18 protein-coding genes and 1 tRNA gene are annotated in these 22099 nt (G+C 65.2%); 8 read left to right on the forward strand and 11 right to left on the reverse strand.

Features of this window, described 5'->3' with window-relative positions; genetic code table 11:
- Positions 1-75: 75 nt before the first annotated feature.
- Entirely contained in the window at positions 76-681 is a 606-nt protein-coding gene (locus AC1DKQ_RS05890; protein WP_476883092.1) for a DNA-3-methyladenine glycosylase I, read from the reverse strand.
- A 105-nt stretch (positions 682-786) separates the two neighbouring features.
- Positions 787-1041: a cell division protein CrgA gene (locus AC1DKQ_RS05895; protein ID WP_476883093.1), complete on the reverse strand. Its 255-nt coding sequence runs from the start codon at positions 1039-1041 to the stop codon at positions 787-789.
- A 175-nt stretch (positions 1042-1216) separates the two neighbouring features.
- On the opposite strand from AC1DKQ_RS05895, the gene AC1DKQ_RS05900 reads away from it, so the two are divergent.
- Together AC1DKQ_RS05900 and AC1DKQ_RS05905 are read left to right on the forward strand one after the other, a co-directional pair.
- Positions 1217-1987 (forward strand): class E sortase, encoded by a 771-nt coding sequence (locus tag AC1DKQ_RS05900; protein ID WP_476883094.1) that lies wholly within the window; start codon positions 1217-1219, stop codon positions 1985-1987.
- A gap of 170 nt (positions 1988-2157) precedes the next feature.
- Positions 2158-2799, forward strand: coding sequence for an anthranilate synthase component II (locus AC1DKQ_RS05905; RefSeq protein WP_476883095.1), 642 nt, complete (start codon positions 2158-2160; stop codon positions 2797-2799).
- 10 nt (positions 2800-2809) lie between these two features.
- On the opposite strand, the gene pknB is transcribed toward AC1DKQ_RS05905, so the two are convergent.
- From pknB to AC1DKQ_RS05940, 7 genes are read right to left on the reverse strand one after another with little or no spacing between them, the layout of a single operon-like run.
- Entirely contained in the window at positions 2810-4786 is a 1977-nt protein-coding gene (gene pknB, locus AC1DKQ_RS05910; protein ID WP_476883096.1) for a Stk1 family PASTA domain-containing Ser/Thr kinase, read from the reverse strand.
- Between the two features lie 6 nt (positions 4787-4792).
- A complete protein-coding gene (locus AC1DKQ_RS05915; protein ID WP_476883097.1) occupies positions 4793-6631 on the reverse strand; it encodes a protein kinase domain-containing protein in 1839 nt (612 codons plus the stop codon).
- Positions 6628-8085, reverse strand: coding sequence for a peptidoglycan D,D-transpeptidase FtsI family protein (locus tag AC1DKQ_RS05920; protein WP_476883098.1), 1458 nt, complete (start codon positions 8083-8085; stop codon positions 6628-6630). The genes AC1DKQ_RS05915 and AC1DKQ_RS05920 overlap by 4 nt, the downstream gene beginning before the upstream one ends.
- On the reverse strand, positions 8082-9527 hold the full coding sequence (locus tag AC1DKQ_RS05925) for an FtsW/RodA/SpoVE family cell cycle protein (protein WP_476883099.1): 1446 nt from the start codon (positions 9525-9527) through the stop codon (positions 8082-8084). Before AC1DKQ_RS05925 ends, AC1DKQ_RS05920 begins: the two co-directional genes overlap by 4 nt.
- On the reverse strand, positions 9524-11371 hold the full coding sequence (locus AC1DKQ_RS05930; RefSeq protein ID WP_476883100.1) for a PP2C family protein-serine/threonine phosphatase: 1848 nt from the start codon (positions 11369-11371) through the stop codon (positions 9524-9526). Before AC1DKQ_RS05930 ends, AC1DKQ_RS05925 begins: the two co-directional genes overlap by 4 nt.
- Positions 11372-11373: 2 nt before the next feature.
- Complete coding sequence (locus tag AC1DKQ_RS05935) at positions 11374-11856, reverse strand: FHA domain-containing protein FhaB/FipA (RefSeq protein WP_476883101.1); 483 nt, start codon at positions 11854-11856, stop codon at positions 11374-11376.
- Entirely contained in the window at positions 11853-12602 is a 750-nt protein-coding gene (locus tag AC1DKQ_RS05940) for an FhaA domain-containing protein (RefSeq protein WP_476883102.1), read from the reverse strand. Before AC1DKQ_RS05940 ends, AC1DKQ_RS05935 begins: the two co-directional genes overlap by 4 nt.
- A gap of 384 nt (positions 12603-12986) precedes the next feature.
- On the opposite strand from AC1DKQ_RS05940, the gene AC1DKQ_RS05945 reads away from it, so the two are divergent.
- Positions 12987-13069 (forward strand) — tRNA-Leu (locus AC1DKQ_RS05945).
- Between the two features lie 194 nt (positions 13070-13263).
- On the opposite strand, the gene AC1DKQ_RS05950 is transcribed toward AC1DKQ_RS05945, so the two are convergent.
- Both AC1DKQ_RS05950 and AC1DKQ_RS05955 read right to left on the reverse strand, forming a co-directional pair.
- A complete protein-coding gene (locus tag AC1DKQ_RS05950) occupies positions 13264-13992 on the reverse strand; it encodes an alpha/beta fold hydrolase (protein ID WP_476883103.1) in 729 nt (242 codons plus the stop codon).
- A gap of 143 nt (positions 13993-14135) precedes the next feature.
- Positions 14136-14846: a TetR/AcrR family transcriptional regulator gene (locus AC1DKQ_RS05955; protein WP_476883104.1), complete on the reverse strand. Its 711-nt coding sequence runs from the start codon at positions 14844-14846 to the stop codon at positions 14136-14138.
- Positions 14847-15035: 189 nt separating this feature from the next.
- On the opposite strand from AC1DKQ_RS05955, the gene AC1DKQ_RS05960 reads away from it, so the two are divergent.
- The 5 genes from AC1DKQ_RS05960 (at position 15036) to AC1DKQ_RS05980 (ending at position 22022) form a co-directional block, all read left to right on the forward strand.
- Positions 15036-16424, forward strand: a complete 1389-nt coding sequence (locus tag AC1DKQ_RS05960; protein WP_476883105.1) for a flavin monoamine oxidase family protein — start codon at positions 15036-15038, stop codon at positions 16422-16424.
- Between the two features lie 55 nt (positions 16425-16479).
- Positions 16480-17403, forward strand: coding sequence for a universal stress protein (locus AC1DKQ_RS05965; RefSeq protein WP_476883106.1), 924 nt, complete (start codon positions 16480-16482; stop codon positions 17401-17403).
- 14 nt (positions 17404-17417) lie between these two features.
- Positions 17418-18935 (forward strand): APC family permease, encoded by a 1518-nt coding sequence (locus AC1DKQ_RS05970; RefSeq protein ID WP_476883238.1) that lies wholly within the window; start codon positions 17418-17420, stop codon positions 18933-18935.
- A gap of 117 nt (positions 18936-19052) precedes the next feature.
- Entirely contained in the window at positions 19053-19535 is a 483-nt protein-coding gene (locus AC1DKQ_RS05975; protein ID WP_476883107.1) for a pyridoxamine 5'-phosphate oxidase family protein, read from the forward strand.
- A 318-nt stretch (positions 19536-19853) separates the two neighbouring features.
- Complete coding sequence (locus AC1DKQ_RS05980; RefSeq protein WP_476883108.1) at positions 19854-22022, forward strand: multicopper oxidase family protein; 2169 nt, start codon at positions 19854-19856, stop codon at positions 22020-22022.
- Positions 22023-22099 lie beyond the last annotated feature (77 nt).

Raw genomic sequence — 22099 nt, forward strand, 5'->3', positions numbered from 1 at the left:
TGAACAATGTGGATAAGTTTCCCCAGACTTGTACACAGCTGTGGATAAAGTCGGGTCGCCCATCCAACCCGGCCGTCAGTGCGGCCAGACGCCCGACGTTCCGCGCCGGTGGCTGTCCAGCAGATGGGTGTCCACCATTCCGATAGCCTCCATGAGCGCGAACATCGTGGTGGGCCCGACGAAGGCGAAGCCCTTCTTGCGCAGAGCCTTCGAGAGCGCAATGGACTCGGCCGAGGTGGTGGGGACCTGGTCGAGGGAGCTGGGCCGGGGGGTGGCAGTAGGCTGGAACCCCCACACGAAGTCGACCAGGCCGCCGTCGTCCCTCAGCGCCAGAGTAGCCCGTGCATTGGTGATGGTTGCCAGGATCTTTAGCCGGTTCCGGACGATCCCGGCGTCCAGCATGAGCCGCTCCACATCGGCGTCCGTGAACAGGGCCACGAGTTCCGGGTCGAAGTCCTTGAACGCCGCGCGGAAAGCAGGACGCTTGCGCAGAATCGTGGCCCAGGACAGCCCCGCCTGAAACCCCTCGAGGCTGATCCGTTCGTAAAGGCCCTGCTCATCCCGGACCGGCATGCCCCACTCGTTGTCGTAGTACTCGCGGAGCATGGGATCCACCGACGCCCACGCCGGCCGCGCCAGTCCGTCGTCGCCAATGGTTGAGCCGCTTACTGCCGGGGTCATCTGGATTCCTTCGCTGGGGCCGGGATTGGTGTCGGGGTTTAACGACGGCGGGCCGGCACACTGTGTGTACCGGCCCGTCAGGGAAATTGCGCCGCGGGGCCTTGTTCAGGAACGCCAGCGCGTGGTCATCAGGAAGCCGATGATCGCGATTCCGAATCCGGCGACGATGTTCCACGAGGCCCAAGCCTGAACGGGGAAGGCGCCCTCGGTGATGTAGAACGTGATGATCCACAGCAGGCCAATGATCATCAGGCCAAACATGACGGGCTTGAACCAGACCGGATTGGGCTTGTAGGCCTCCGCAGCAGAAGTCTGCGGGGGCACATGGGCAGTCCTTTTACGCGGCTTCGACTCGGGCACTGATCCTCCTTGGCGGGCTGGAACAAGAGCGGCAACGTGGCTTGATATCCTGCAGGAAGTGAGCCCCGCCGGCCAAAGCGCTCTTGGTCAGGTTTGAATTCTTTTATCGGAGCCAATTCTAGCTGTAGTTCCGGACACACCGTGGACTCCGCAATCGCCTGAAGGAGAACCCGCCGTGCTGCACTTGGAGCAGGGATCCGGCCCGGCGGCCCGCAGCCGCCGCAGTCCGCTCCTGCGCGGCGTCCGGATCGCGGGCGAGCTGCTCATAAGTGTCGGCGTCATTCTCCTGCTCTTTGTGGCGTGGCAGTTGTGCTGGACGAATGTGGCCTCCGATGCCCGGCAGCGCGACGTCGTGAAGGACTTTGCCCGCGGGACGTTAGACGGCAACGGCCCGGCGGCCACTGCCCCCGGGGCCGCCGTGGTGCCCAAGCCCGGTGCTGCCCCCGAGCCGGCAGAGGGCGCGACAATCGGCATTCTGTATGTCCCCCGGTTCGGCTCCGGATACACGCGTCCCATCGTTCAGGGAACCACGCCGGCGGTCTTGGACACCCTGGGCATCGGGCACTACCAGGGCACGGCAATGCCGGGGGCCGCGGGAAACTTCGCCGTGGCCGGCCACCGGCAGACCCACGGGGCAGTCCTGGACCATATCGACGCCTTGGTGCCCGGGGACCGGATCTACGTTCAGACCCGCGAGGGCTACTATGTCTACGTGTTCCGGAACAGCCAGACAGTCCTCCCCTCGCGGACCGATGTACTGTTGCCGGTGCCGACGCGGCCGGGCGCCGCGCCGACGGATAGCTACCTGACCCTGACGAGCTGCAACCCGCGGTTCGGTTCCCAGGAACGCTTTGTGGCCTACGCACTGCTGGCGCGGTGGCAACCTGTTTCCGCGGGCCCGCCGGCTGAAATTGCGCAGGCGGTCCGCGCGGCCAGGGAAGGCTGACGGATGTATGGCTGGCTTTTCCGCCACCTTCCCGGTCCCTTGTGGCTCAGGATTGCGACTGCGCTGGTGCTGGCGGCCGGAGCACTGGTATTGATGGTTCAGTTCCTTTTTCCCTGGTTGGCACAATTTACCCAGTTAACAGACTCAACGATTGGTTCAGCAAAGCACCCATGAGTACAACCAAGATCCTGGTCGTAGACAACTACGACAGCTTTGTCTACACCCTGGTCGGCTATCTCCAGGAACTCGGTGCCGAGACCACCGTGGTCCGCAACGACGACGTCACGCTCGCCGAGGCGATTGAAATGGCCGAGGCACGGGACGGTGTCCTCATCTCTCCCGGGCCGGGGAATCCCGCCGGGGCCGGTGTCTGCATTGAGCTGATCAAATGGTGCGGCGGCCATGACAAGCCCATGCTGGGTGTGTGCCTGGGCCACCAGGCGCTGGCGGAGGCCTACGGCGGAACAGTGACGCACGCTCCCGAGCTGATGCACGGCAAGACCTCCCTCGTCGAACACCACGGAACCAGCGTGTTTGCCGGGCTGCCCTCCCCGCTCACGGCCACCCGTTACCATTCGCTGGCCGCCGTCCGCGAGAGCATCCCGGCTGTCCTGGAGATCACCGCGGAAACGGGCACGGGCGTTGTGATGGGCCTGCAGCACCGCACCGCACCGCTGTGCGGTGTCCAGTTCCACCCGGAATCTGTCCTGACCGAAGGCGGCTACCAAATGCTGGGCAACTGGCTTGAGTCGCTGGGCATGGCCGGCGCCGCTGAACGGGCAGCGGACCTGAGCCCGCTCATCAAGCACTGACCCGACCGGCCTAGGGGAACAGTCCTTCCAGGACCGCGTCCTCCTTGGACGTGGTCTTGGTGGGAGTCGGCGTGGGCGTGGGCGTCGGTGCCGGGGGCGGCGCTGGTGCCTTCGCCACGGTCACGGCGATGGTCTTGCCCTGTTCCACGAGCGAATCCGCGGCATCGGACTGGCCTGTCACCTTTCCCGGGGCCACCTGGGAATTCTCCACTTCGGTGACGTTGAGCTTCAGGCCCTGCGCCGTCAGTTTCGCCTCCGCCTCCGCCCGCGGGAGCCCGATCAGCTGCGGCACAGCCACCTTCCCGGTGGAGACGACGATTTCGACGGCGCCCGCGACGGCCACGATTTGGCCCGGGGCCGGGTTCGTGGTGATGACGATGCCGACCGGGACCGTGGGGTTGTTGGACATCTTCGTGGTGAGGGAACCCGTCAGTCCTGTCTGGTGCAGGAGATCGCGTGCCGCCGCCTCCGTCCGGCCGGGCAGGTCCGTGGGGATGGTGATGGCGCTGGGTCCTTCGGAAATGTTGAGGACGATGTCCGAGTTGGCGTCCATGGAACTTCCCGATGCCGGCACGGTGCCAATGGCGGTGCCCTTGGGGATGCTCTCGTGCTGCAGCCGTTGAAGCTGTGGCTTGAAGCCGGCGTTGTACAGCCTCTGCAGGGCTTCTGATTCCGTCAGGGACGTCACCGTGGGAACCAAGACCTTGGTTGCCTGCGGCGGGGCCTGATTCATAATGTTGTACAGCCACAATCCGCCCCCGGCCAGTACCAGCAGCGTGAGGACCACGAGCGTCGCGATCCAGGTACGGCGGCGCGACTTCTGGCGTGGAGAGTGCTCGCGTTCGACCGGCAGCGCCAGGGGCAGGCTGCCGGTGTCCGCCGTGCCATAGAGTTCGGTGCCTGCAGGCGGCAGCAACTGCTCGTCGTCGGGCGTTTCCTCGGCGGGCCGGAGCCGGCCGCCGGGCGAATCGTCGAGGAACTTGGCCCCGGTCAGGGAGAACGCTGCTGTGGGCGCCAAGGGGTCATGCCGGGGAACGGCGTTGGTGGGGTCGGTGGGGGCCTCGCTGGCGGCCGGTGCCATCACTGGAACGCCACTGCGTGCGGCCCGGAGGGCACGGCGGAATGCGGCCGCGTCCTGGAAACGGTCCGCGCGGTTCTTTTGCAGGGCCTTCATTAACACGCTGTCCAGCGCCTCGGAGACATCGGGGTTCAGGCTGCTGGCGGGCTCGGGGATCTCCCGAACGTGCTGGTAGGCCACGGAGACGGGACTGTCGCCGATGAACGGCGGCCGGCCGGCCAGCATTTCATAGAGAAGGCAACCTGCGGAGTAGAGATCGCTCCGCGCGTCGACGGTTTCGCCCCGTGCCTGTTCGGGGGACAGGTACTGGGCTGTGCCCACGACGGCCTGCGTCTGCGTCATGGTGGCCGACGAGTCCGCCATGGCGCGGGCGATCCCGAAGTCCATGACCTTGACGCTGTTCGAATCCGGGCAAAACATCACGTTGGCGGGCTTGATATCGCGGTGCACGATTCCGGCCTTGTGACTGTAATCGAGCGCAGACAGCACACCGAGGGTGAAGTCGATCGCCTGATCGATGGTGACATCCTTGGCCCGCACCATGTCGCGGATCGTCTTGCCGGAAACGAATTCCATCACGATGTAGGGCACCCGGACGCTGTCATTGTGGTCACCGGGGACCGCGTGGTCCCCGGTGTCGAAGACAGCCACAATCGAAGGGTGGTTGAGTGCCGCGACCGCCTGGGCCTCGCGTTTGAACCGGGCCTGGAACTGTGGATCTCTGGCCAGGTCGGGGCGGAGCAGCTTGACGGCCACGGTGCGTCCCAGCCGGGTATCGACGCCGCGGAAAACATCCGCCATGCCGCCACGGCCGATCAGCTCACCCAGCTCATAGCGCCCGCTGAGGACGCGCTGCGTGTTCGCCGGGCGTTCCTCCCTGTGCGACGGAGTGCGGGGTGTATTGCTCATGATTGTTTAGGGTCCGGACTTGGTAGGTGACGGTGTTGAGGCGGCGGCTTCGGCCAGGTGGTAGGTCACGACGCTGCCGGCCGTCACCTTGGACCCGGAAGGAGGCGACGAGCTCACGAAAGTGCCCGGATCTTCGTTCTTGTCCGTGGGACTGACGTCGGCCCCCTTGGCCCACCGCAGCCCGGCGTCCTGGATGGCCTGCTGGACCTTAGCCTCGCTTGCGCCTGCCTTGATGGACGGGACGGAAACCATTTCCGGTCCCTTGGAGTAACTGACGGTGATGGTGTCCCCGGGCTGGACCGCACCGGAGGGATCAATGTTGGTGACCGTGCCCGGCGTCGCGTCGTTGACAACCTCGGCGCCGGTGACTTGCAGCCCCTTGCCAATCAGTTCGTTGCGGACGTCGTTGTATGGCCGCCCCAGATAGGCATCCGGAATCAGGTTGATGGCTGCCGGAGTGGACTGCGTGGGTGTCGCTGAGCTGGCGGTGGGGGTGGGGGTCTCTGAGGGGGTCGCGGACGGCGCCGAGGGGGTGGCACTGCTGGGCTTTGCGATGCTGGACGTGGCACCGGTGGTTGCCGGCGCCTGCGAGGGGAAGATATTGCCGGCCTGGCTCAAGACCACGCCGGCCAGGACGAACACCACCAGCAAGATCAGCGCAATGAGCGGCCAGGTCCACGGGCTACGTCCGCGGCGCTTCGGCTCCTCCTCCGGTTCGTCGTAGTCTTCGTCCTCTTCTTCCTGCACCCAGGTCCGCTCGGCGGCCAGGGCATCGGCGCGGTTGAGCGCGTTGCGGGCACCGTAGCCGCTGGCGGCGGCCGCACCGGCGGCCAGGCCGGCCGCGGCGCCGGCGCCGGCTGCGCCAACGACGGGCAGCGCGGACGTTGCGGACGTCGATTTGGCCTCCGCTGCGCTGGAGCCAATGACGCTGGTGGCCGCCGTGGGGACGTCGACGGGGGCCGTGATGGGGCCCGTGGCTGCCTCGAAAAGCAGCATGCCCGGCACGGCCGCGTGCGCGGCGGCGATATCACCGTTGCGGATGGCCTCGGCTGCCTCGGACAGCTTGATGGCGTCGGCCGGGCGGTTCTTCGGATCCTTTGCCAGCATGGACATCAGCAGGGCGCGGACCGGCCGGGGCAGCGTGTCCGGCAGCGGCGGCGGCGCATCGTTGACCTGGGCCAGCGCGATGGCGATCTGGGATTCCCCGGAGAACGGCCGGTGGCCCGTGAGGCACTCGTAGCCGATCACGCCAAGAGAGTAGATGTCCGAGGCACCGGTGGCTGTCTGCCCCGTGGCCTGTTCCGGTGCCAGATACTGGGCGGTTCCCATCACCTGGCCGGTCTGGGTCAGCGGAACCTGGTCGGCCAGGCGTGCGATGCCGAAGTCGGTGACCTTGACGCGGCCGTCCGGGGTGATGAGCAGGTTCCCCGGCTTGATGTCGCGGTGCACCAGGCCCTGCGCGTGGGCGACGGCCAGGGCACGCGCCGTCTGCGCCATCATCGAAAGGGTGCGGTCCGGGGAAAGCACCTGTTCGTGCTCGATAATGCTGCTCAGCGGCTGGCCAGGGACCAGTTCCATGACCAGGTAGGCCGAGCCCTCCTCCTCGCCGTAATCGAAGACGTTGGCGATGCCCACGTGGTTCAGGAGGGCGGTATGGCGGGCCTCGGCGCGGAAGCGCTGAAGAAATCCGGGATCACCCGTGTATTCCTCCTTGAGCACCTTGATGGCGACAATGCGGCCAAGGATCAGGTCTTTGGCTTTCCAGACTTCTCCCATGCCGCCGATCGCAATGCGCGTGGTCAGCTGGAATCTGCCGCCGAGGGTGATTCCCGAAGTAGGCCTCACTTATTCAACACCGCCTCAAAAATCTTCTTCGCGTTCGGACTGGTTAGGTTTGCGCCAGTGGTGATATCTACGCCTTCCATGACGATGGTGACAGCCACTTGCGGGTCATTTGCCGGGGCAAACCCGGTAAACCATGAGTTGTTCAGGCCGTTGCCGAGTTCCGCGGTACCGGTCTTGCCGGCTACCGGGACACCGGGCACGGCGGCCCTGCTGGCGATGCCGTCGTCGACGACGCTGACCATCCACTCGTTGATCTGCCGCGCGATCTCCGGGGTCGTGGCGGTGCGCAGAGCCTGGGGTTTCGGTTCGCTGATCGCCCGCAGGTCAGGGGCGCGCACCGCCTTGATCAGGTTCGGCTGCATCTGCACTCCGTCGTTGGCGATTGCCGCCGTCATCGTGTTGATCTGGAGCGGAGTGGCCCGGACGTCGCGCTGGCCAATCGAGGACTGCGCCAGCCCGGCGTCGTCCAGCGGTTCGCTCGGGAAGAAGCTCGCCGCGTGGTCCAGCTTCAGCTGGTCGCCGAAGTCCTGTCCGAAGCCGAACTTCTCTGCCTGGTCCCCAATGGCCTTCTGCCCCAGGTCCGTGGCGATGCTGGCGAAGGGCGTGTTGCAGGACTGTTGCAGGGAAAACGCGAACGACGCCGTGGTGCGGGTATAGCAGTTGCCGCCCGCGTAGTTGGGGAGCTTGTAATCGATGCCGGGGAATGACATCTCCGCCGGGTTGGGCAGGACGCTGTCCTTGTTGTACTTGCCCGAGTTCAGCGCCGCGGCCGTGTCAATGAGTTTGAAGACCGATCCAGGCGCCAGCAGGGCGCCAGTGGGGCCGCTGACGTTCTGGTTCAGGTTAATTCCGGGAACCTTGTTCAGTTCGGTGTAATTGGCCTGTTCGGCAGCCGGATCCTGGGTGGCAATCAGGTTGGGGTCATAGGACGGTTTGGAGACCATGGCCAGGATCGCGCCGGTCTTCGGGTTGGTGACCACGATCGAACCGCGCTGGCCGTCGGGGATGAGGTCGTAGGCCAGCTTTTGGATCTTGGGGTCCAGGGTCAGCTCTACGGACGCGCCCTTGGGCTGGTTGCCGAGGAACAATTGGCCCACCCGGTCGAGGAACTGCTGGTCCGAGCTGCCTGCCAGTTCGTCGTTCATCGACTTCTCAAGCCCGGTGAGGCCGTAGTTTTTGGAGAAGTATCCGGTGATGCCCGCATAGAGCTCGGGCTGGGAGTAGGTCCGCTGGAATTTGCAGCTCTCCGTGGCAGGAACAGACTCCGCCACCGGGGTGCCGCCGACAATGATTGCGCCGCGGTCGTTGCAGTAGTTCTGCAAGATGGCGCGCCTGTTCCAGGCATTGGCTTTGAGCTCGTCTGCGCCAACCACTTGCACGTAACTGAGCGCACCGAAGACCAGCACGAACATCGCGATGGCGGCGATCCATGAATTGCGGATGGCCTGGTTCACAGCTGTTTCACCGCCTCGGTGGGTGCGTCTGGACTGGTTCGGGGATCCGGTGCCGGTTTGGAGGGCAGCACGGGGAAGTTTTTGCGGATACCCGGTTCCTGGCCGGGCGGCAGCGGTGTCGTATCCACCGGACCGCGCGCGGTGTGCGAAATCATGAGCAGCAAGCCCACAATGATCCAGTTCGCCAAGAGTGAGGACCCGCCGGCGGCGAGGAACGGCGTCGTGAGTCCGGTCAGCGGGATGAGGCGCGTGACGCCGCCAATCACCACAAAGCACTGCAGCGCGATCGCGAAGGAGAGCCCGGTGGCGAGCAGCTTGCCGAACGCGTCGCGGGTGCCCAGTGCGGCGCGGAAGCCCCGCGTGAACAGCAGCAGGTACATCAGGACGATCGCGAAGACACCGATCAGCCCGAGTTCCTCACCGAAGGAGGCGATGATCATGTCACTGTTGGCAAACGGGACCAGGTTGGGCCGGCCCTGGCCGAGGCCGGTGCCCACCAGACCGCCGTTGGCCATGCCAAACAGGCCTTCGACGATTTGGAGGCTGCCACCGAACTGCCGTCCGTAGACCTCATCGGTGAAGGCATTGATCCAGCCGTCGATCCGCAGCGCGACGTGGGAAAAGACGCGGGCTGCCACGAAGCCGCCCACCACAATCAGAATCAGACCGATGATCACCCAGCTGATGCGGCTCGTGGCGACGTAGATCATCACCAGGAACAGACCGAAGAACAGGATCGAGGAGCCGAGGTCGCGCTGGAAGACCAGTACGCCGATGCTCACGAGCCACGCGGTGATCATGGGGCCCATGTCCTTAAACCGGGGGAACTGCACGGGGCCGATCTTCCGGCCTGCCAGCAGGATCAGGTCACGGTTCGAGGACAGGTACCCGGCAAAGAAGATGGCAAGCGTGATCTTGGCAATTTCACCGGGCTGGAAAGTCATGGAGCCGATCTTGATCCAGACGCTGGCGCCGAGGACCTCCCCAGCCGAGATACCGGGAACCAGCGGCAGGATCAGGAGCACGGCGCTGACGGCCAGCGAAATGTAGGTGAAGCGTCGCAGGATCCGGTGGTCCTTGAGGAACCAGATGACCGCAATCGCGACCGCCATGGCAACCAGTGTCCAGCGGAGCTGGTTGTTGCCGGTGTCCTCGCCCACCCTGTCCAGACGGTGGATCATGGCCAAACCCAGCCCGTTAAGGGCCACCACGAGCGGAAGTATTACCGGGTCGGCATATTTTGCGCGGATCCGCAGAACCACGTGAAATGCCAACGCAGCTGCCGCCAGCAGGCTGGATTGGAACCAGAAATCGGTATCGAACGCTTTTTGCCGGTCCACGCCCACTAGGGCCTGGGCGCCAATACCGACCGCGAGGGCAAGGACAAGGAGGACCAGCTCCACGTTACGTCGTGGCCTGGGCACGGGGTCGATGGGTGTCATTTGTCCCCCTCGCAATTCGTAGTCGGGGTGGCGGAGGGTGAAGGTTTGGCCGTCCCTGCGGAGGCCGAGGTGCTTGGTTTGGCCGTCCCTGCGGAGGCCGTGGCGCTTGGTTTGGCCGTCCCTGCGGAGGCCGAGGTGCTTGGTTTGGCCGTCCCTGCGGAGGCCGTGGCGCTTGGTTTGGCCGTTGCACCGGGGGTGGCACCGGCTGCCGTCGCTGTGGGGGACGGGGTGAGGCATTCATCCACCGGGGCGGTGGTGCCGGTGCGTTCCAGATTTTTGACGATCCGCTGCGCGTCGTAAAGATCGCGCGCCGGCACTGTCTGCAGCACCCGCTGCTGCGAAAATTCGGGAAGGTCGGACATCTTGATATCGGTCACCGCTTCGAGGGTGGAAAGCTGGATGGGCCCGAGGCGCTGGGAGACGCCGTTGAAGATGGCCACATGCTGATCGTGCTCGCCGATGTAGTAGCGCGTCTGCGTCCAGGCGTAGCCAAGCCACAGTCCGATGCCCAGCAGCGCGACGATCGCGGCGGCAATGGACACCGTGAGCCACCGCCGCGGCCGTCCGGTGGCCCTGAAGTCGTCGGTGTCCTCCCGGTCCTGTTCCGACTTGTGCGTCAGGACGGTGGCCGCGCGCCGGGCCACGGTGCGTCCGGCGATTGACGGAATGGACCCCGATTCCGCTGCTGCGGCGGCGGCCCCGACGAGTTCGTGGGGGCGCATGGAAAGCTCTTCACGCAGGACTTCGGCCGAGAGGTGTTCGCCCAAGTGCGGGTCGGTGGTGGTCTCTGGTTCCTTGCTTCCGGCATCCTCCTGCGCGGCAGCGGCCGGCGTGCCGTCAGCCGAGGCCCCAGCAGGGGCAGGGTCGGTGGCCGGCCGGCCCGATCCACCCCCGGCCGCGCCCTGCGCGGCGGGCCCGGCGTCGTCCTTTTTCCCGGACTCGCCGGCAGGCTTCGCGGCACCAAAGGTGCTGCCGGTCAGCGCTCCGGCTGCGGCGCCGGGCGTCGAGGTCCCGGTGGCCGGCGCGGGCACGACGTCGACGGCGGCGGTCCGGACGTCATCGCGAGTCGGCTCGGCGATGTCGAGCACCACCACCGTCACGTTGTCCGGGGCGCCCGCCTCCAGCGTCAGTTCAACCAGGAGATCGGCGCATTCGCCCAGATCTTTCGTCTCCCGGACCGTGCGTTCCACGACGTGGCCGGCCACGTAGTTCAGGCCGTCCGAGCACAGCAACCAGCGTTCCCCGGCCTGGACAGCTAAGGTGTCGAGGTCCAGTTCCGGGCTGGCATCGACGTCCCCCAGCACACGCATCAGGACGTTTTTGTGCGGATGCGTCTCGGCCTCTTCCGGGCGCAGACGGCCCTCGTCGATCAGCCGCTGGACAAAGGTGTGGTCGATGCTGACCTGTTCGAACTCACCGTCGCGCAGGCGGTAGGCCCGTGAGTCGCCTATGTGGGCGAAGTGAAGCTTGCCCTCCGCCAGGAGGAGGGCCGTGACCGTGGTGCCCATCCCGGCGAGCTTGGGATTGATGTGGACCAGCTCGGACAGCAGGGAGTTGGCCGTCTGGATTTCGTCGGCGAGGACAGTGCCGGCGTCGCCGTCGTAGTCATCATGATCAAGGTGGATCATGTCCAGGACGGTCGCGGCGGAGGCGACGTCGCCGCCTGCATGGCCACCCATGCCGTCGGCAACGACGGCGAGGTGCCGGCCCACATAAGCGGAGTCGTCATTCTTGGCGCGGATGCGGCCGACGTCTGAACGCGCGGCGTAACGCATGATGAGCGGCCGCTTCAGGGGCGTAGTTTTACCTTCGGCCCTGTCTGCGGGGCGATCGGGGGCAGCCATGGCTACGGCCTCAATTCAATGACCGTCTTGCCGATTCTCACGGGGACGCCCAGCTCCACCGGGAGGGCCCGGGTCAGCTGCTGGTCTGCCAGATACGTGCCATTGGTGGAGCCCAAGTCCTCGATGAACCAGCGGCTGCCTTGCGGGAACAGACGGGCGTGGCGGCCCGAGGCGTAGTCGTCCTCCAGGACGAGGGTCGCTTCCTGTGCCCGGCCAAGGAGAATGGGGCTCGCCGCTAGGGGGATAGTGGTGCCCTTGAGCGGTCCCTCGGTCACCACCAGTTGGCGGGCCTGCTGTTTGACGGGGGCGGGCGCGGGCTCGGCGAGGTCCGGATTCTTGCGCACCTGGCGTGCCGTTGGGGCCCCGGCCGCCGCCTTGCGACCGATCATCAGGTCGCGCCGCATGGCAGAAACAATGCTGAAGATCAGCACCCAGAGGAGGATAAGGAACCCGAAACGCAGGGCCGTGATGGTCAGTTCGCTCATGCGCGGCCGCCTGTGTTGGCGGGCAGAAGGCGGAAGATGATTTTGGTCCGTCCCATCATGATCGTGGCGCCGTCAGCAAGTTCGGAACTGCCCACGATCTTTTGGCCGTTGACGTAGCTGCCGTTCGTGGAGCCGAGATCGATCGCCTGGGCCGGGCCAGACCCCGTCCGGATTTCCAGGTGGCGGCGCGAAACGCCGGTGTCGTCAATGAGGATGTCTGCTTCCGAGGACCGTCCGAGGACAATCGAAGGCGCGTTCAGCGAGTAGCGCTGACCGTCGATGTCCAGTACGGGTTGAAGCTGTGCCGGCTGGCGTGTCGGGGCCGCCGGTACGCTGCCGTGAGCTCCCGGCTGGGCAGGGGCCGAAGGGGCGGAGCTTTTCTCGGTCCGCGAGGTGATGTCGAAATCCCCGGCGCGGTGCTCTTCGTCGCGGCGGAAACTGATCCGAACCGGTCCCTGGAGGGTGTAGCCCTGGCTGCGGACATGGTTGATGACGACGTCGCACAGTTCTTCCGCGAGCGGAGTGCCCCATTCCTGGGCGCGCTGGAAGTCGTCGCTACTAAGGAGCACGTCAAAAACGTTAGGGGCCAAGGTGCGTCCCGCGGCGATCGTAATGGCCTTATTGTCCACCTCGGTGCGGAGCCGGCTCGCGATCTCGACAGGCTCAACCTGGGCGCGAGAACCGGTGGAGAAGACTCCGCGGACGGCCTTTTCGATGCCGCGCTCGACTTTGTCCAGCAATCCCATGGTCCTTCTCCTTTCCTGTTGGCTGCAATGCAGCGCTCGTTCCGGAACTCGGTTTCCAACTTTTGCGAGCCCGCGCTCAGCGGACACTCCTACATCAGATACTACTGGGCGTGTCTGGGAATGGCCTCAATGGACGCCGCCGGGCGGCCGCCGAAATGAGCGCTGGCTGCGCTCTGACGTGCGCGAACATCGCCGACGGGGCCACCCCCGCGGGGCCCAGCGTGACGTTCGACTACAGGGCTTGATAGGCGGGAAATACACCGGGACCCGGGACCTGGACGGCTCGATTGGTGTTTTCCCGCAATTGTCCGTTATGCTTGATCTCGCTGCTTTTACGAGGTTGGCGGTCCGGGAAACCGGCCCTATCCGAGTGGAAGAAGTTGCGCGCGAGTGGCGGAACGGCAGACGCGCTGGCTTCAGGTGCCAGTGTCCGAAAGGGCGTGGGGGTTCAAATCCCCCCTCGCGCACGCAATCGAAAGACCCCGGGAAATCAACGATTTCCCGGGGTCTTTTTTGTCTCCACCCATGCCAGACGCCTGTTCGCCCACGTGAATCCCGACACGCGACCGCGCGCTGGGGGCCCGACCGGCCCGCGTCATGAGTTAGCCAGTGTTTCCAGGGCCCACCCGGTCCACCGAATTCAACGACGAGCGGGACCACCTCACTCCGTCAGCCTGCCGAGCTCATGCTCTGCCTCGATGAGCGTTGCGGCAAGGCGCCCGGGGTTCGTGAGGTGCACCATGTGCCCCTCGTCCAGGGTCAGGACGGGGATCCCGTGGGACCGTAAGTCGATGGCGGTGTCATCGAAGAACTGTCCGCGGGCGCAGTGCACGAACACGATTCGCACGGTGCTCAGATCTCCTGCCTCGTCGGGAAGCTTTTCGTCGACTGCCTTCCACAGCATGGGTGTGAGCAGCGGCGCGGCCCACTCGCGTAGCTGCGGGTCCTCGACTCCGAGTGCCTCGAGCGGGAATGGCGCAAACAGCCATGGACGGTCGGGCAGAGCCAGGCTGGCAAAGGCGTCCCGGAGCGACGGCAAGATGTCCAGGGCGGACTGCCCCGGATTTGGGACGAATGCATCCACGTACACGATCCCCGCGATCCGCTCCGGAACACGGCCTGCGACACCGGCAACCACCATTCCGCCGTAGCTGTGCCCCACCAGGACGACATCCCGAAGATCGTTCGCCTCGACAAGGCTGGTGATCTGATCGATGTGGGACAGCAACCCCACCTCCGGGGTCGCCTCGCCCGCGCGTTCTCCGACGCCGGTGAGCGTCGGCGCGTAAACCTCATGCCCGGCAGCTTCCAGCAGAGGGACGACTCGCGACCAGCACCAGGCCCCGACGAATGAACCGTGCACCAGCACATAGATCCTTGATGTCTTCATGGATTTCATTGTGCTCTTCTGCTCAGGTACTGGGAACGGGTGAAGAGATACCGGGTGCGGACAGCCCTCCTACAGCCCGCGAGGGAGCAGCCAACCCGTACTGGCGCACGTTCGCGCTCTAAGCCACAGCCCGGCGCCCGCCCCTAAGCCGCCCGCAGCGCCCCGAGTCCGGCGAGGAGTGCTTCGAGTCCCAGGCTGAAGGCGACGTCGGCCGGTTTTTCATGGCTGTCCTCGGCCAGGCGCTCGACGGCGGCCGTGAAATGCGGCGTCGAGGCGGCCATGGTCCCGGAATCGAAGATGTCCGCCGGTGCCGTGACGTCGTACGCGGAGCCAAAGATGAACGATTCGATCGCGACAATGGCCGGGACGATGCGCTCCTGGGGAAAGCCAGCCCGGCTGAAACCCGCGCTGACGGCCTCATACATGGCCAGCGTCTTGGGTGCGTCCGTCACCGGCAGCACGGCGATCACCGGGATCAACGGCGTGTGCTTGGAGAACACATCACGGTAGCTCCAGGCCCAGTCCCTCACCGCCTGCTCCCACGGCCCGGTCTCAAACGCGGCGACGTCCACGAACGACGTCAAGTGGTCCTGGACGAGGACCAGAACGTCCCGCTTGGAGGAAACGTGGTTGTACAGCGCGGAAGGCGCCACATTGAGGGTCCTCGCCAGCGCGGCCATGGTGAAGCCGTCGTATCCGCTCTTGCCGATCAGCTGCAGGGCGGCCGCGGTGATGCCGCCCTGATCCAGAACGGCCGCGGCCGGCCGGCCCACGCGGCGGCGGGGCTTGGCGGCGGGGCTGTGTTGATCTGTGGGGCTGTGAGGATCGGCGGGGACGCTGGTTGCTGCCGTCATTCCGGGCCTTTCTTCTTTGCTTGGCTGTCGTTCCGGGACTCAGCCCATTCTGCCCCCAACCTTACGGAAGAAATCCACGTGGCAGTGGGTCTTCCGGGTCTTCCCTGAACCGCAACGAAGGTCTATCATCTAAATGAACGGCATTCATTTAGTGGTCCGCATCACTCAAGCGGCCACGGAGAGGACATCATGCTGGAACTTGACCGCGACGTCGTTATCGTAGGGGCCGGGCCTTCGGGACTGACCGCAGCCCGCGAGCTGAAGAAGGCCGGATTGACTGTGGCTGTGCTCGAGGCACGGGACCGCGTGGGCGGCCGGACCTGGACCGACACGATTGACGGGGCCATGCTCGAAATCGGCGGCCAGTGGGTCTCGCCGGACCAGACGGCACTCCTGGGGCTTCTGGATGAGCTCGGATTGCAGACCTATTCCCGCTACCGCGACGGCGAATCCGTCTACATCGGCGCAAACGGCAAACGCACCTTGTACACCGGTGACACCTTCCCCGTCGGCGAGGCCACAGCCGCCGAAATGGACAAACTCACGGTCCTACTCGATTCCCTCGCCGAGGAGATCGGTGCCGAGGAGCCGTGGGCACACCCCAAGGCCCGCGAGCTGGACACCATTTCCTTCCACCACTGGCTGCGGCAGAACTCAACGGATGAGGAGGCGTGCAACAACATCGGCCTGTTCATCGCGGGTGGCATGCTGACCAAGCCCGCCCATGCCTTCTCCGCCCTGCAGGCCGTCCTGATGGCTGCCTCAGCCGGCTCCTTTAGCAATCTCACGGATGAGGACTTCATCCTGGACAAGCGGGTTATCGGCGGGATGCAGCAGGTGTCGCTGCTCCAGGCCGCTGAACTGGGCGGGGATGTGGTCCTCGACAGCCCTGTCCGGACCATTAACTGGACCGAGGACTCGAGCGGGGGACACCGCGTCACGGCAGTCTCCGAACGGGCCACCGTGACCGCCCGCTTCGTCATCATGGCCGTGCCGCCGAACCTCTACTCCCGGGTGTCCTTCAACCCGCCGCTTCCCCGCCGCCAGCACCAGATGCACCAGCACCAGTCCCTTGGTCTGGTGATCAAGATTCACGCCGTCTACAGCTCGCCGTTCTGGCGCGAGGATGGCCTCTCCGGGACGGCCTTCGGCGCCGGTGCGATTGTGCAGGAGGTTTACGACAACACGAACCACGAGGACCCCCGCGGCACGCTGGTGGGCTTCGTCTCCGACGAGAAGGCCGACGCGATGTTCGAGCTCAGCGCCGAGGACCGGCGCCGCGCCATCCTCGAATCGATTGCGTCCTTCCTCGGCGAAAAAGCCCTGGATCCCGAGGTCTACTACGAGTCCGACTGGGGCTCTGAGGAATGGACCCGCGGAGCTTACGCCGCCAGCTATGACCTCGGCGGCCTCCACCGGTACGGGAAGGACCAGCGCAAGCCGGTCGGCCCCATCTACTGGTCTTGCTCCGACCTTGCGGCCGAGGGCTACCAGCATGTCGACGGCGCCGTCCGGATGGGGCAGATCACGGCCGCCCGGATCGTCGCAGCCGCGGACCGCGCTTCCGTCTCCCGGTAGGCAAGTCGACCAGCAGATAACCCCAACGGTTCAGTTCAGTGAGGAGAGGGACCAGATGCGTTACGTAGTAGGGTATTCAGCCGATGACAGGGGCCATGATGCGGTCAATCTGGCCGTCTCCCTGGCGCTCGGGCGTGGAGCGAGCCTGGACCTCGTGCTCGTGGTACCTGAAGTGCAGCAGTCAGGGCACGCCCTCGCACCCAAGGCTGGCTTCGAAAATCTGCTCAATGAGCAGGCCCAGGAGTGGCTCGACCAGGCGCTGGCACTGGTTCCCTCGAGTGTCCCGGCGCAGGCGCACATCCGCAGCCACGATTCGGACGCGCACGCGCTGATCGAGGCGGCCGAGGAACTGGGCGCGGACATGCTGATCATTGGGGCAACCAGAAGCGGGATCTTCAAGCGGTTCACGATCGGGTCGGTGGCCAGCGCTCTGCTCCACGCGTCGACTGTTCCGGTGGCCCTGGCGCCGCACGGCTATCACCGCCAGGATGCCTTGACCCGGATCAGCTGTGGGTTCGGAACCCGGGCGGGTGCCGAGAAACTGCTCGATTTCGCCCTTGGCATGGCATCGAACAGGGTCGTGCCGCTGCGCGTGGTCTCGCTTTTGGCGCTCCACGGCGGCGATGCCGCCGATGCGGCCGGCGCAGCGGATGCGGCCCGGGAGTACGCGGAGACGCACCTTGCCGCGGCCCTGCCTGACGGCGAGCAGCAGGCCCGGGAGGCAGCCAAGACCGACGTGGTCGTCGCGCAGGGCCGCAGCATCGAGGAAGCAGTGGACCGCCTGGACTGGGAGGACGGCGAGGTCCTGTTAATTGGGTCTAGTCGGCTTGCCAAGGGCCGGTCCATCTTCCTCGGCAGCACGGCCAACCGCATTCTGCGCGCCCTGCCGGTGCCGATGATCGTGGTCCCCAGTGACTATGAACTTAAGCACCTCAACCAGTCAGCATCCAATGACGTTCCCCGAGAGGCAGAAAAATGAGCACCGAACACGCGATGTCCCAGGCCTCGCATCCCGGCCAGAAGCACGACCAGCACGGGCTCAGTGAGAAGGGCCTGAAGGCCGGATCGGTGGGCCTGATTGGCGCCGTCGTCATCGGTATTTCCTGTATCGCCCCGGCGTATACCCTTACGGCGGCACTGGGCCCCACCGTGGCCGAGGTCGGCCTGCACCTGCCCGCGATCTTCCTGGTGGGCTTTATCCCCATGCTGTTGGTGGCGCTCGGCTACCGCGAGTTGAACAACGCCATGCCCGACGCCGGCACGTCCTTCACGTGGGCCTCGCGGGCGTTTGGACCGTGGATTGGCTGGATGGGCGGGTGGGGGCTGATTGCTGCGACCATCATCGTGCTCTCGAACCTGGCGGCCGTAGCGGTGGATTTCTTCTACCTGATGCTGGCGCAGCTGACGGGTAACCCGGACCTCGCTGACCTCACTACGAACCTGCCGCTAAACATCGCCACCACGCTGGTGTTCATTGCCCTCGCCTGCTGGATCTCCTACCGCGGCATGGAAACCACCAAGACTGTCCAGTACGTTCTCGTGGGATTCCAGCTGCTGGTCCTTGGCTGGTTCTCCGTGGCAGCGTTCAGCCACGTCGCCAACGGGACGGCCTTTGACGCCACTGCCATCGCCCCGGACTGGTTCAATCCGTTCGCGGTGGGATCCTTCTCCGCTTTTGCCGCTGGCGTTTCGCTGTCCATCTTCATCTACTGGGGCTGGGACGTCACGCTGACCATGAATGAGGAGACCAAGAACCCGGAGAAGACCCCGGGCCGTGCGGCCACCCTCACCGTGATTGTCATTGTGATCATCTACATGACCGTTGCCCTGGCCACGTTGTCCTTCGCCGGCGTCGGCGACACAGGCCTCGGTGCCGGCAACCCGGAGAATCAGGGCAGCATCTTCGCGGTCCTCGCGGGGCCGGTGATGGGGCCGTTCGCCATCCTGATGTCGCTGGCCATCCTGAGCAGCTCCGCCGCATCGCTGCAGTCCACATTCGTCTCGCCGGCGCGCACCCTGCTGTCCATGGGCCATTACAAGGCCCTGCCGCAAAAATTCGGCAACATCAGCCCCACATACAAGTCGCCGAGCTATGCCACGATTGCCTCGGCTGTGGCTGCCGCGGCGTTCTATGTCATCACCCGCACGACGTCGGAGAATGCTCTGTGGGACACCATCACGGCGCTGGGCATGATGATCTGCTTCTACTACGGCATCACCGCGCTGGCCTGTGTCTGGTTCTTCCGCGCCGAGGCGTTCAGCGGGGCGAAGGCGTTCTTCTTCAAGTTCCTGGCTCCCCTTCTGGGTGGCGTCATCCTGCTGGTCATGTTCGTCAAGACGGCCTATGACTCCATGGACCCCGCGTACGGTTCCGGCTCGTCAATCGGTGGCGTGGGCCTGGTCTTCATCCTGGGCATGGGTGTCATCCTGCTGGGCGTGGTGCTCATGCTGGTGATGGCCAAGCTCCGCCCCGAGTTCTTTAGGGGCAAGGTCCTGTCCCGGGGGCACTGAGCCCGCGGCCGGTTTCAGGAGGGTCTCCGTCCGGCAGCCATTGGAAAGTAAGCACACTTACCAATAGGCTGTTCGGAGGGGGACCTTCCTCCGTTGGAACCAGGACGAGGTGAGAGCATGTCGGATGCCGGAAGCATCAGCAAAGTCACGGACATCATCAACGATTCGCACATCGGAATGTTCACCACCATCAACGAAGCCGGCGCGCTCGTCAGCCGGCCGCTGGCCGTCCAAGAGGTCAAGGACGACGGCGACATGTGGTTCTTCACCTCGGCGAACACCTCGCAGGTGGCCCACCTCCGTGCCAACCCGGCGGTGAACGTGTCTTTCGGCAAGCACACCGAGTGGGTCTCGGTGGCCGGGACTGCCGAAGTGGTGACCGACCGGCAGCTGATCCATGACATGTGGAACCAGGTAGTGGATGCCTGGTTCCCGGACGGACCGGACACCCCCGAGGTGGTCCTGCTCCACGTCGACTCGGACTCCGCCGAGTACTGGACCAGCCCGGGCGGCACGGCGGCCACAGTGCTGCAGTGGATCAAGTCCAAAGTCACCAACAGCCGGATGAGCGTCGGCGAAAGCGGAACGGTCGAGCTCTAGGCCCGCGGAACCGGCGGGCCGCTGCTGGCGAGTATTCGTCCAGCACCGCAATCAGCCACTCCCAATATGCCCCGATGACGGGATGGGTCCTGCCCCGAAAAGCCCAGTGTTTCCAAAGGTCTTCCACGCATAGTAATGGCGTCAGCGGCGGAGGGCCTAGCGAAGCTGAGCCCACAGGGTAGGGAGTTTCCTCGTGATCACTCTTCAATTTAGGGATCGACGTGCAGGGGATGGTGGCCTCGGGCCGCAGGACGGCCCTTCGGCCCCACACGAAGGGGGCGCGGACTGATGGCTGGGCAATCTGCAGAAGAAGGCGGGGTGTCCCGTAGAACCCTATTGAGGTTGGGGGCGGCCGGAGGAGCCGGTGCCGCGCTGGTTGCCGCGCAGGGCCTGGGGGTGCCGTTTCTTGCACAAAGGGGCCTGCTCACAGCGGACGGCGCGTTCGCCGCGACGTCGGCAGCGCTAGGTGACGCGTTGTTCTACATTGAGAAGTTCCCGACGAGCCCGCTGATCCTCTCGCCGTTCAGTGACCAGCTGCCCATCCCGAAGTCGCTCCGCCCGATACCGAAGTCGGTGTACAGCGCCTGGCCGAAGCCGCCGGGGCCCGGACCTGGTCAGCAGAATTCGCTGGGTAACGAGCGGCATCAGATCTGGCCCAGCCAGATCGGCTATCCGGATCCGATCGTCTACAAGATCGACGTGCAGCTTCGGACCCACTCCTTCACCACGTCGCAGGTGTTGCCGATCGACTCGGAGGGACAGCCTACGGAGTCGTTCGACTCATCCGGCAAGAAGTACCCGGCTGGCACGAAGCGGACACTGCCGCCCAGCACGATCTACGGCTTTAACGGCGCCTTCCCCGGCCCGATGATCAACGCCGAGTACGGCAAGCCCGCGCTCGTCCGCTTCGAGAACCATCTGGACGAGAACCCGCTCAACCTTGATCGCCAGGATTTTGGCTCCCCGGACTGGTCCTTCCTGACCCACCTGCACAACGGTCACACCGCGCCCGAGAGCGACGGCAACCCGCACTACTCGATGGTGTCCGGGCCGAAGCACCCGGGCTTCAGGCCGCAGATGTTTGTCGACAACCTGTACCTGAACTGGCCGGCCGGTGGAGACGACCGGGAGAAGCAGAGCTTCTTCTGGTTCCACGACCACACGATGGATCACACCGGCTCAAACGTCTACAAGGGCCTGGTCGGCCTGTATCCCATCTACGACCCGAAGAACGGCCTGGACATGGGGGACGAGCGGCGGGGCCTCCGGCTGCCCGGCGTCCGCACCAACAACTCGGACGGTTCCTTCGACGTCAAGTACGACATCCCGCTGGCCTTCTCGGACTTCCGCCTTGACGACGGCGACACCGTTCACAAGGACATCCACGACGTGCAGGGCGAGTTCCCGGCCGCCAAGAACCCGGCCAAGCACCCCGAGTGGTGGGGCAAGACGTTCTACAAGCACTTCCCCAACCACGGTTTTGTTGGCGACATCTGCACGGTCAACGGGACGGCCTTCCCGGTCCTGGAGGTGAAGCGGCGCAAGTACCGCTTCCGGTTCCTGGACGCCTCGGTCTCGAGGATCTACGACTTCAAGCTGATGAGCTCGACGCAGGGTCCCAAGTCGTCGGCGTCGCTCGGCTTCGTCGATGACGAACTCGAGGGCCAGTACCGCATCCCCGACGGCCAGCAGTCCATGCAGTTCACCCAGGTCGCCTCCGACGGTGGGCTCCTCCCGTTCCCGATCAAGCGGGATTCGTTCGAACTGTGGCCGGCCAAGCGGCGCGAGGTCATCGTCGATTTCACCAGGTACCAGGACGGCACGCCCACCACTAAAGGCGACGTCATCTACCTCACCAATGTCATGAAGATGCCCAACGGGCGGATGTGGTCCAACTCGTCCCGCTTCTTACCCGATCCGGCCTACAAGGTGCCCCTGTTGAAGTTCGTGATCGGGGATAGCGCGCCGGACGACAGCGTGATCCCGGCTGCTCTGACTCCTTTGCGTCCGCTTCCGCCACTGCCGAGCAACTGGCGGAACTTGTTGGACAACCGCCTGATCTTCGAGGTGAAGCGGGGCGCTCTGGGCGGTGAGACCGAGTGGCTCATCAACGGCAAACCCTTCGACCCGACGACGGTGGCGAGGAGTCTGAAAAACAAGGCAGGCGCGACGCCGCTGGCCGCGCAGAGGAAGAACAGCTTCAACCTCTGGGAGGTCCGCAACGGCGGCGGCGGCTGGGTGCACCCCTTCCACCTGCACATGGAGGAGCACCGCACCGTCATGCGTAACGGCAAGGACGTGACTGTTGCAGCAGATGCCGGGCATCCCGACGACGTCTCGAAAGAAGACCTGGCGGCGCTCGACCCGAACGATTCGGTGATCCTTTACCGGGGATTCAGGGATTTCGTGGGGCCGTATGTGGCGCACTGCCACAACCTTGCGCACGAGGACCACGCCATGATGTTCGGTTGGGAGATCACACCATGACGGCCTCCCGCCCCCAAACGAAATCCTGGGGTTGGGGCCTGTCACACCAGACGGGCCCCGGCTCCGACAGCGGACAT

The sequence above is a fragment of the Arthrobacter sp. 05L421 genome, assembly GCF_056397785.1.

Bases quoted from the DNA above. Each gene is read 5' to 3' on its own strand.
- AC1DKQ_RS05890 (WP_476883092.1), bottom strand. From the start codon at position 681: ATGACCCCGGCAGTAAGCGGCTCAACCATTGGCGACGACGGACTGGCG.
- AC1DKQ_RS05905 (WP_476883095.1), top strand. From the start codon at position 2,158: ATGAGTACAACCAAGATCCTGGTCGTAGACAACTACGACAGCTTTGTC.
- pknB (WP_476883096.1), bottom strand. From the start codon at position 4,786: ATGAGCAATACACCCCGCACTCCGTCGCACAGGGAGGAACGCCCGGCG.
- AC1DKQ_RS05925 (WP_476883099.1), bottom strand. From the start codon at position 9,527: ATGACACCCATCGACCCCGTGCCCAGGCCACGACGTAACGTGGAGCTG.
- AC1DKQ_RS05930 (WP_476883100.1), bottom strand. From the start codon at position 11,371: ATGGCTGCCCCCGATCGCCCCGCAGACAGGGCCGAAGGTAAAACTACG.
- AC1DKQ_RS05935 (WP_476883101.1), bottom strand. From the start codon at position 11,856: ATGAGCGAACTGACCATCACGGCCCTGCGTTTCGGGTTCCTTATCCTC.
- AC1DKQ_RS05940 (WP_476883102.1), bottom strand. From the start codon at position 12,602: ATGGGATTGCTGGACAAAGTCGAGCGCGGCATCGAAAAGGCCGTCCGC.
- AC1DKQ_RS05950 (WP_476883103.1), bottom strand. From the start codon at position 13,992: ATGAAGACATCAAGGATCTATGTGCTGGTGCACGGTTCATTCGTCGGG.
- AC1DKQ_RS05955 (WP_476883104.1), bottom strand. From the start codon at position 14,846: ATGACGGCAGCAACCAGCGTCCCCGCCGATCCTCACAGCCCCACAGAT.
- AC1DKQ_RS05960 (WP_476883105.1), top strand. From the start codon at position 15,036: ATGCTGGAACTTGACCGCGACGTCGTTATCGTAGGGGCCGGGCCTTCG.
- AC1DKQ_RS05965 (WP_476883106.1), top strand. From the start codon at position 16,480: ATGCGTTACGTAGTAGGGTATTCAGCCGATGACAGGGGCCATGATGCG.
- AC1DKQ_RS05970 (WP_476883238.1), top strand. From the start codon at position 17,418: ATGTCCCAGGCCTCGCATCCCGGCCAGAAGCACGACCAGCACGGGCTC.
- AC1DKQ_RS05975 (WP_476883107.1), top strand. From the start codon at position 19,053: ATGTCGGATGCCGGAAGCATCAGCAAAGTCACGGACATCATCAACGAT.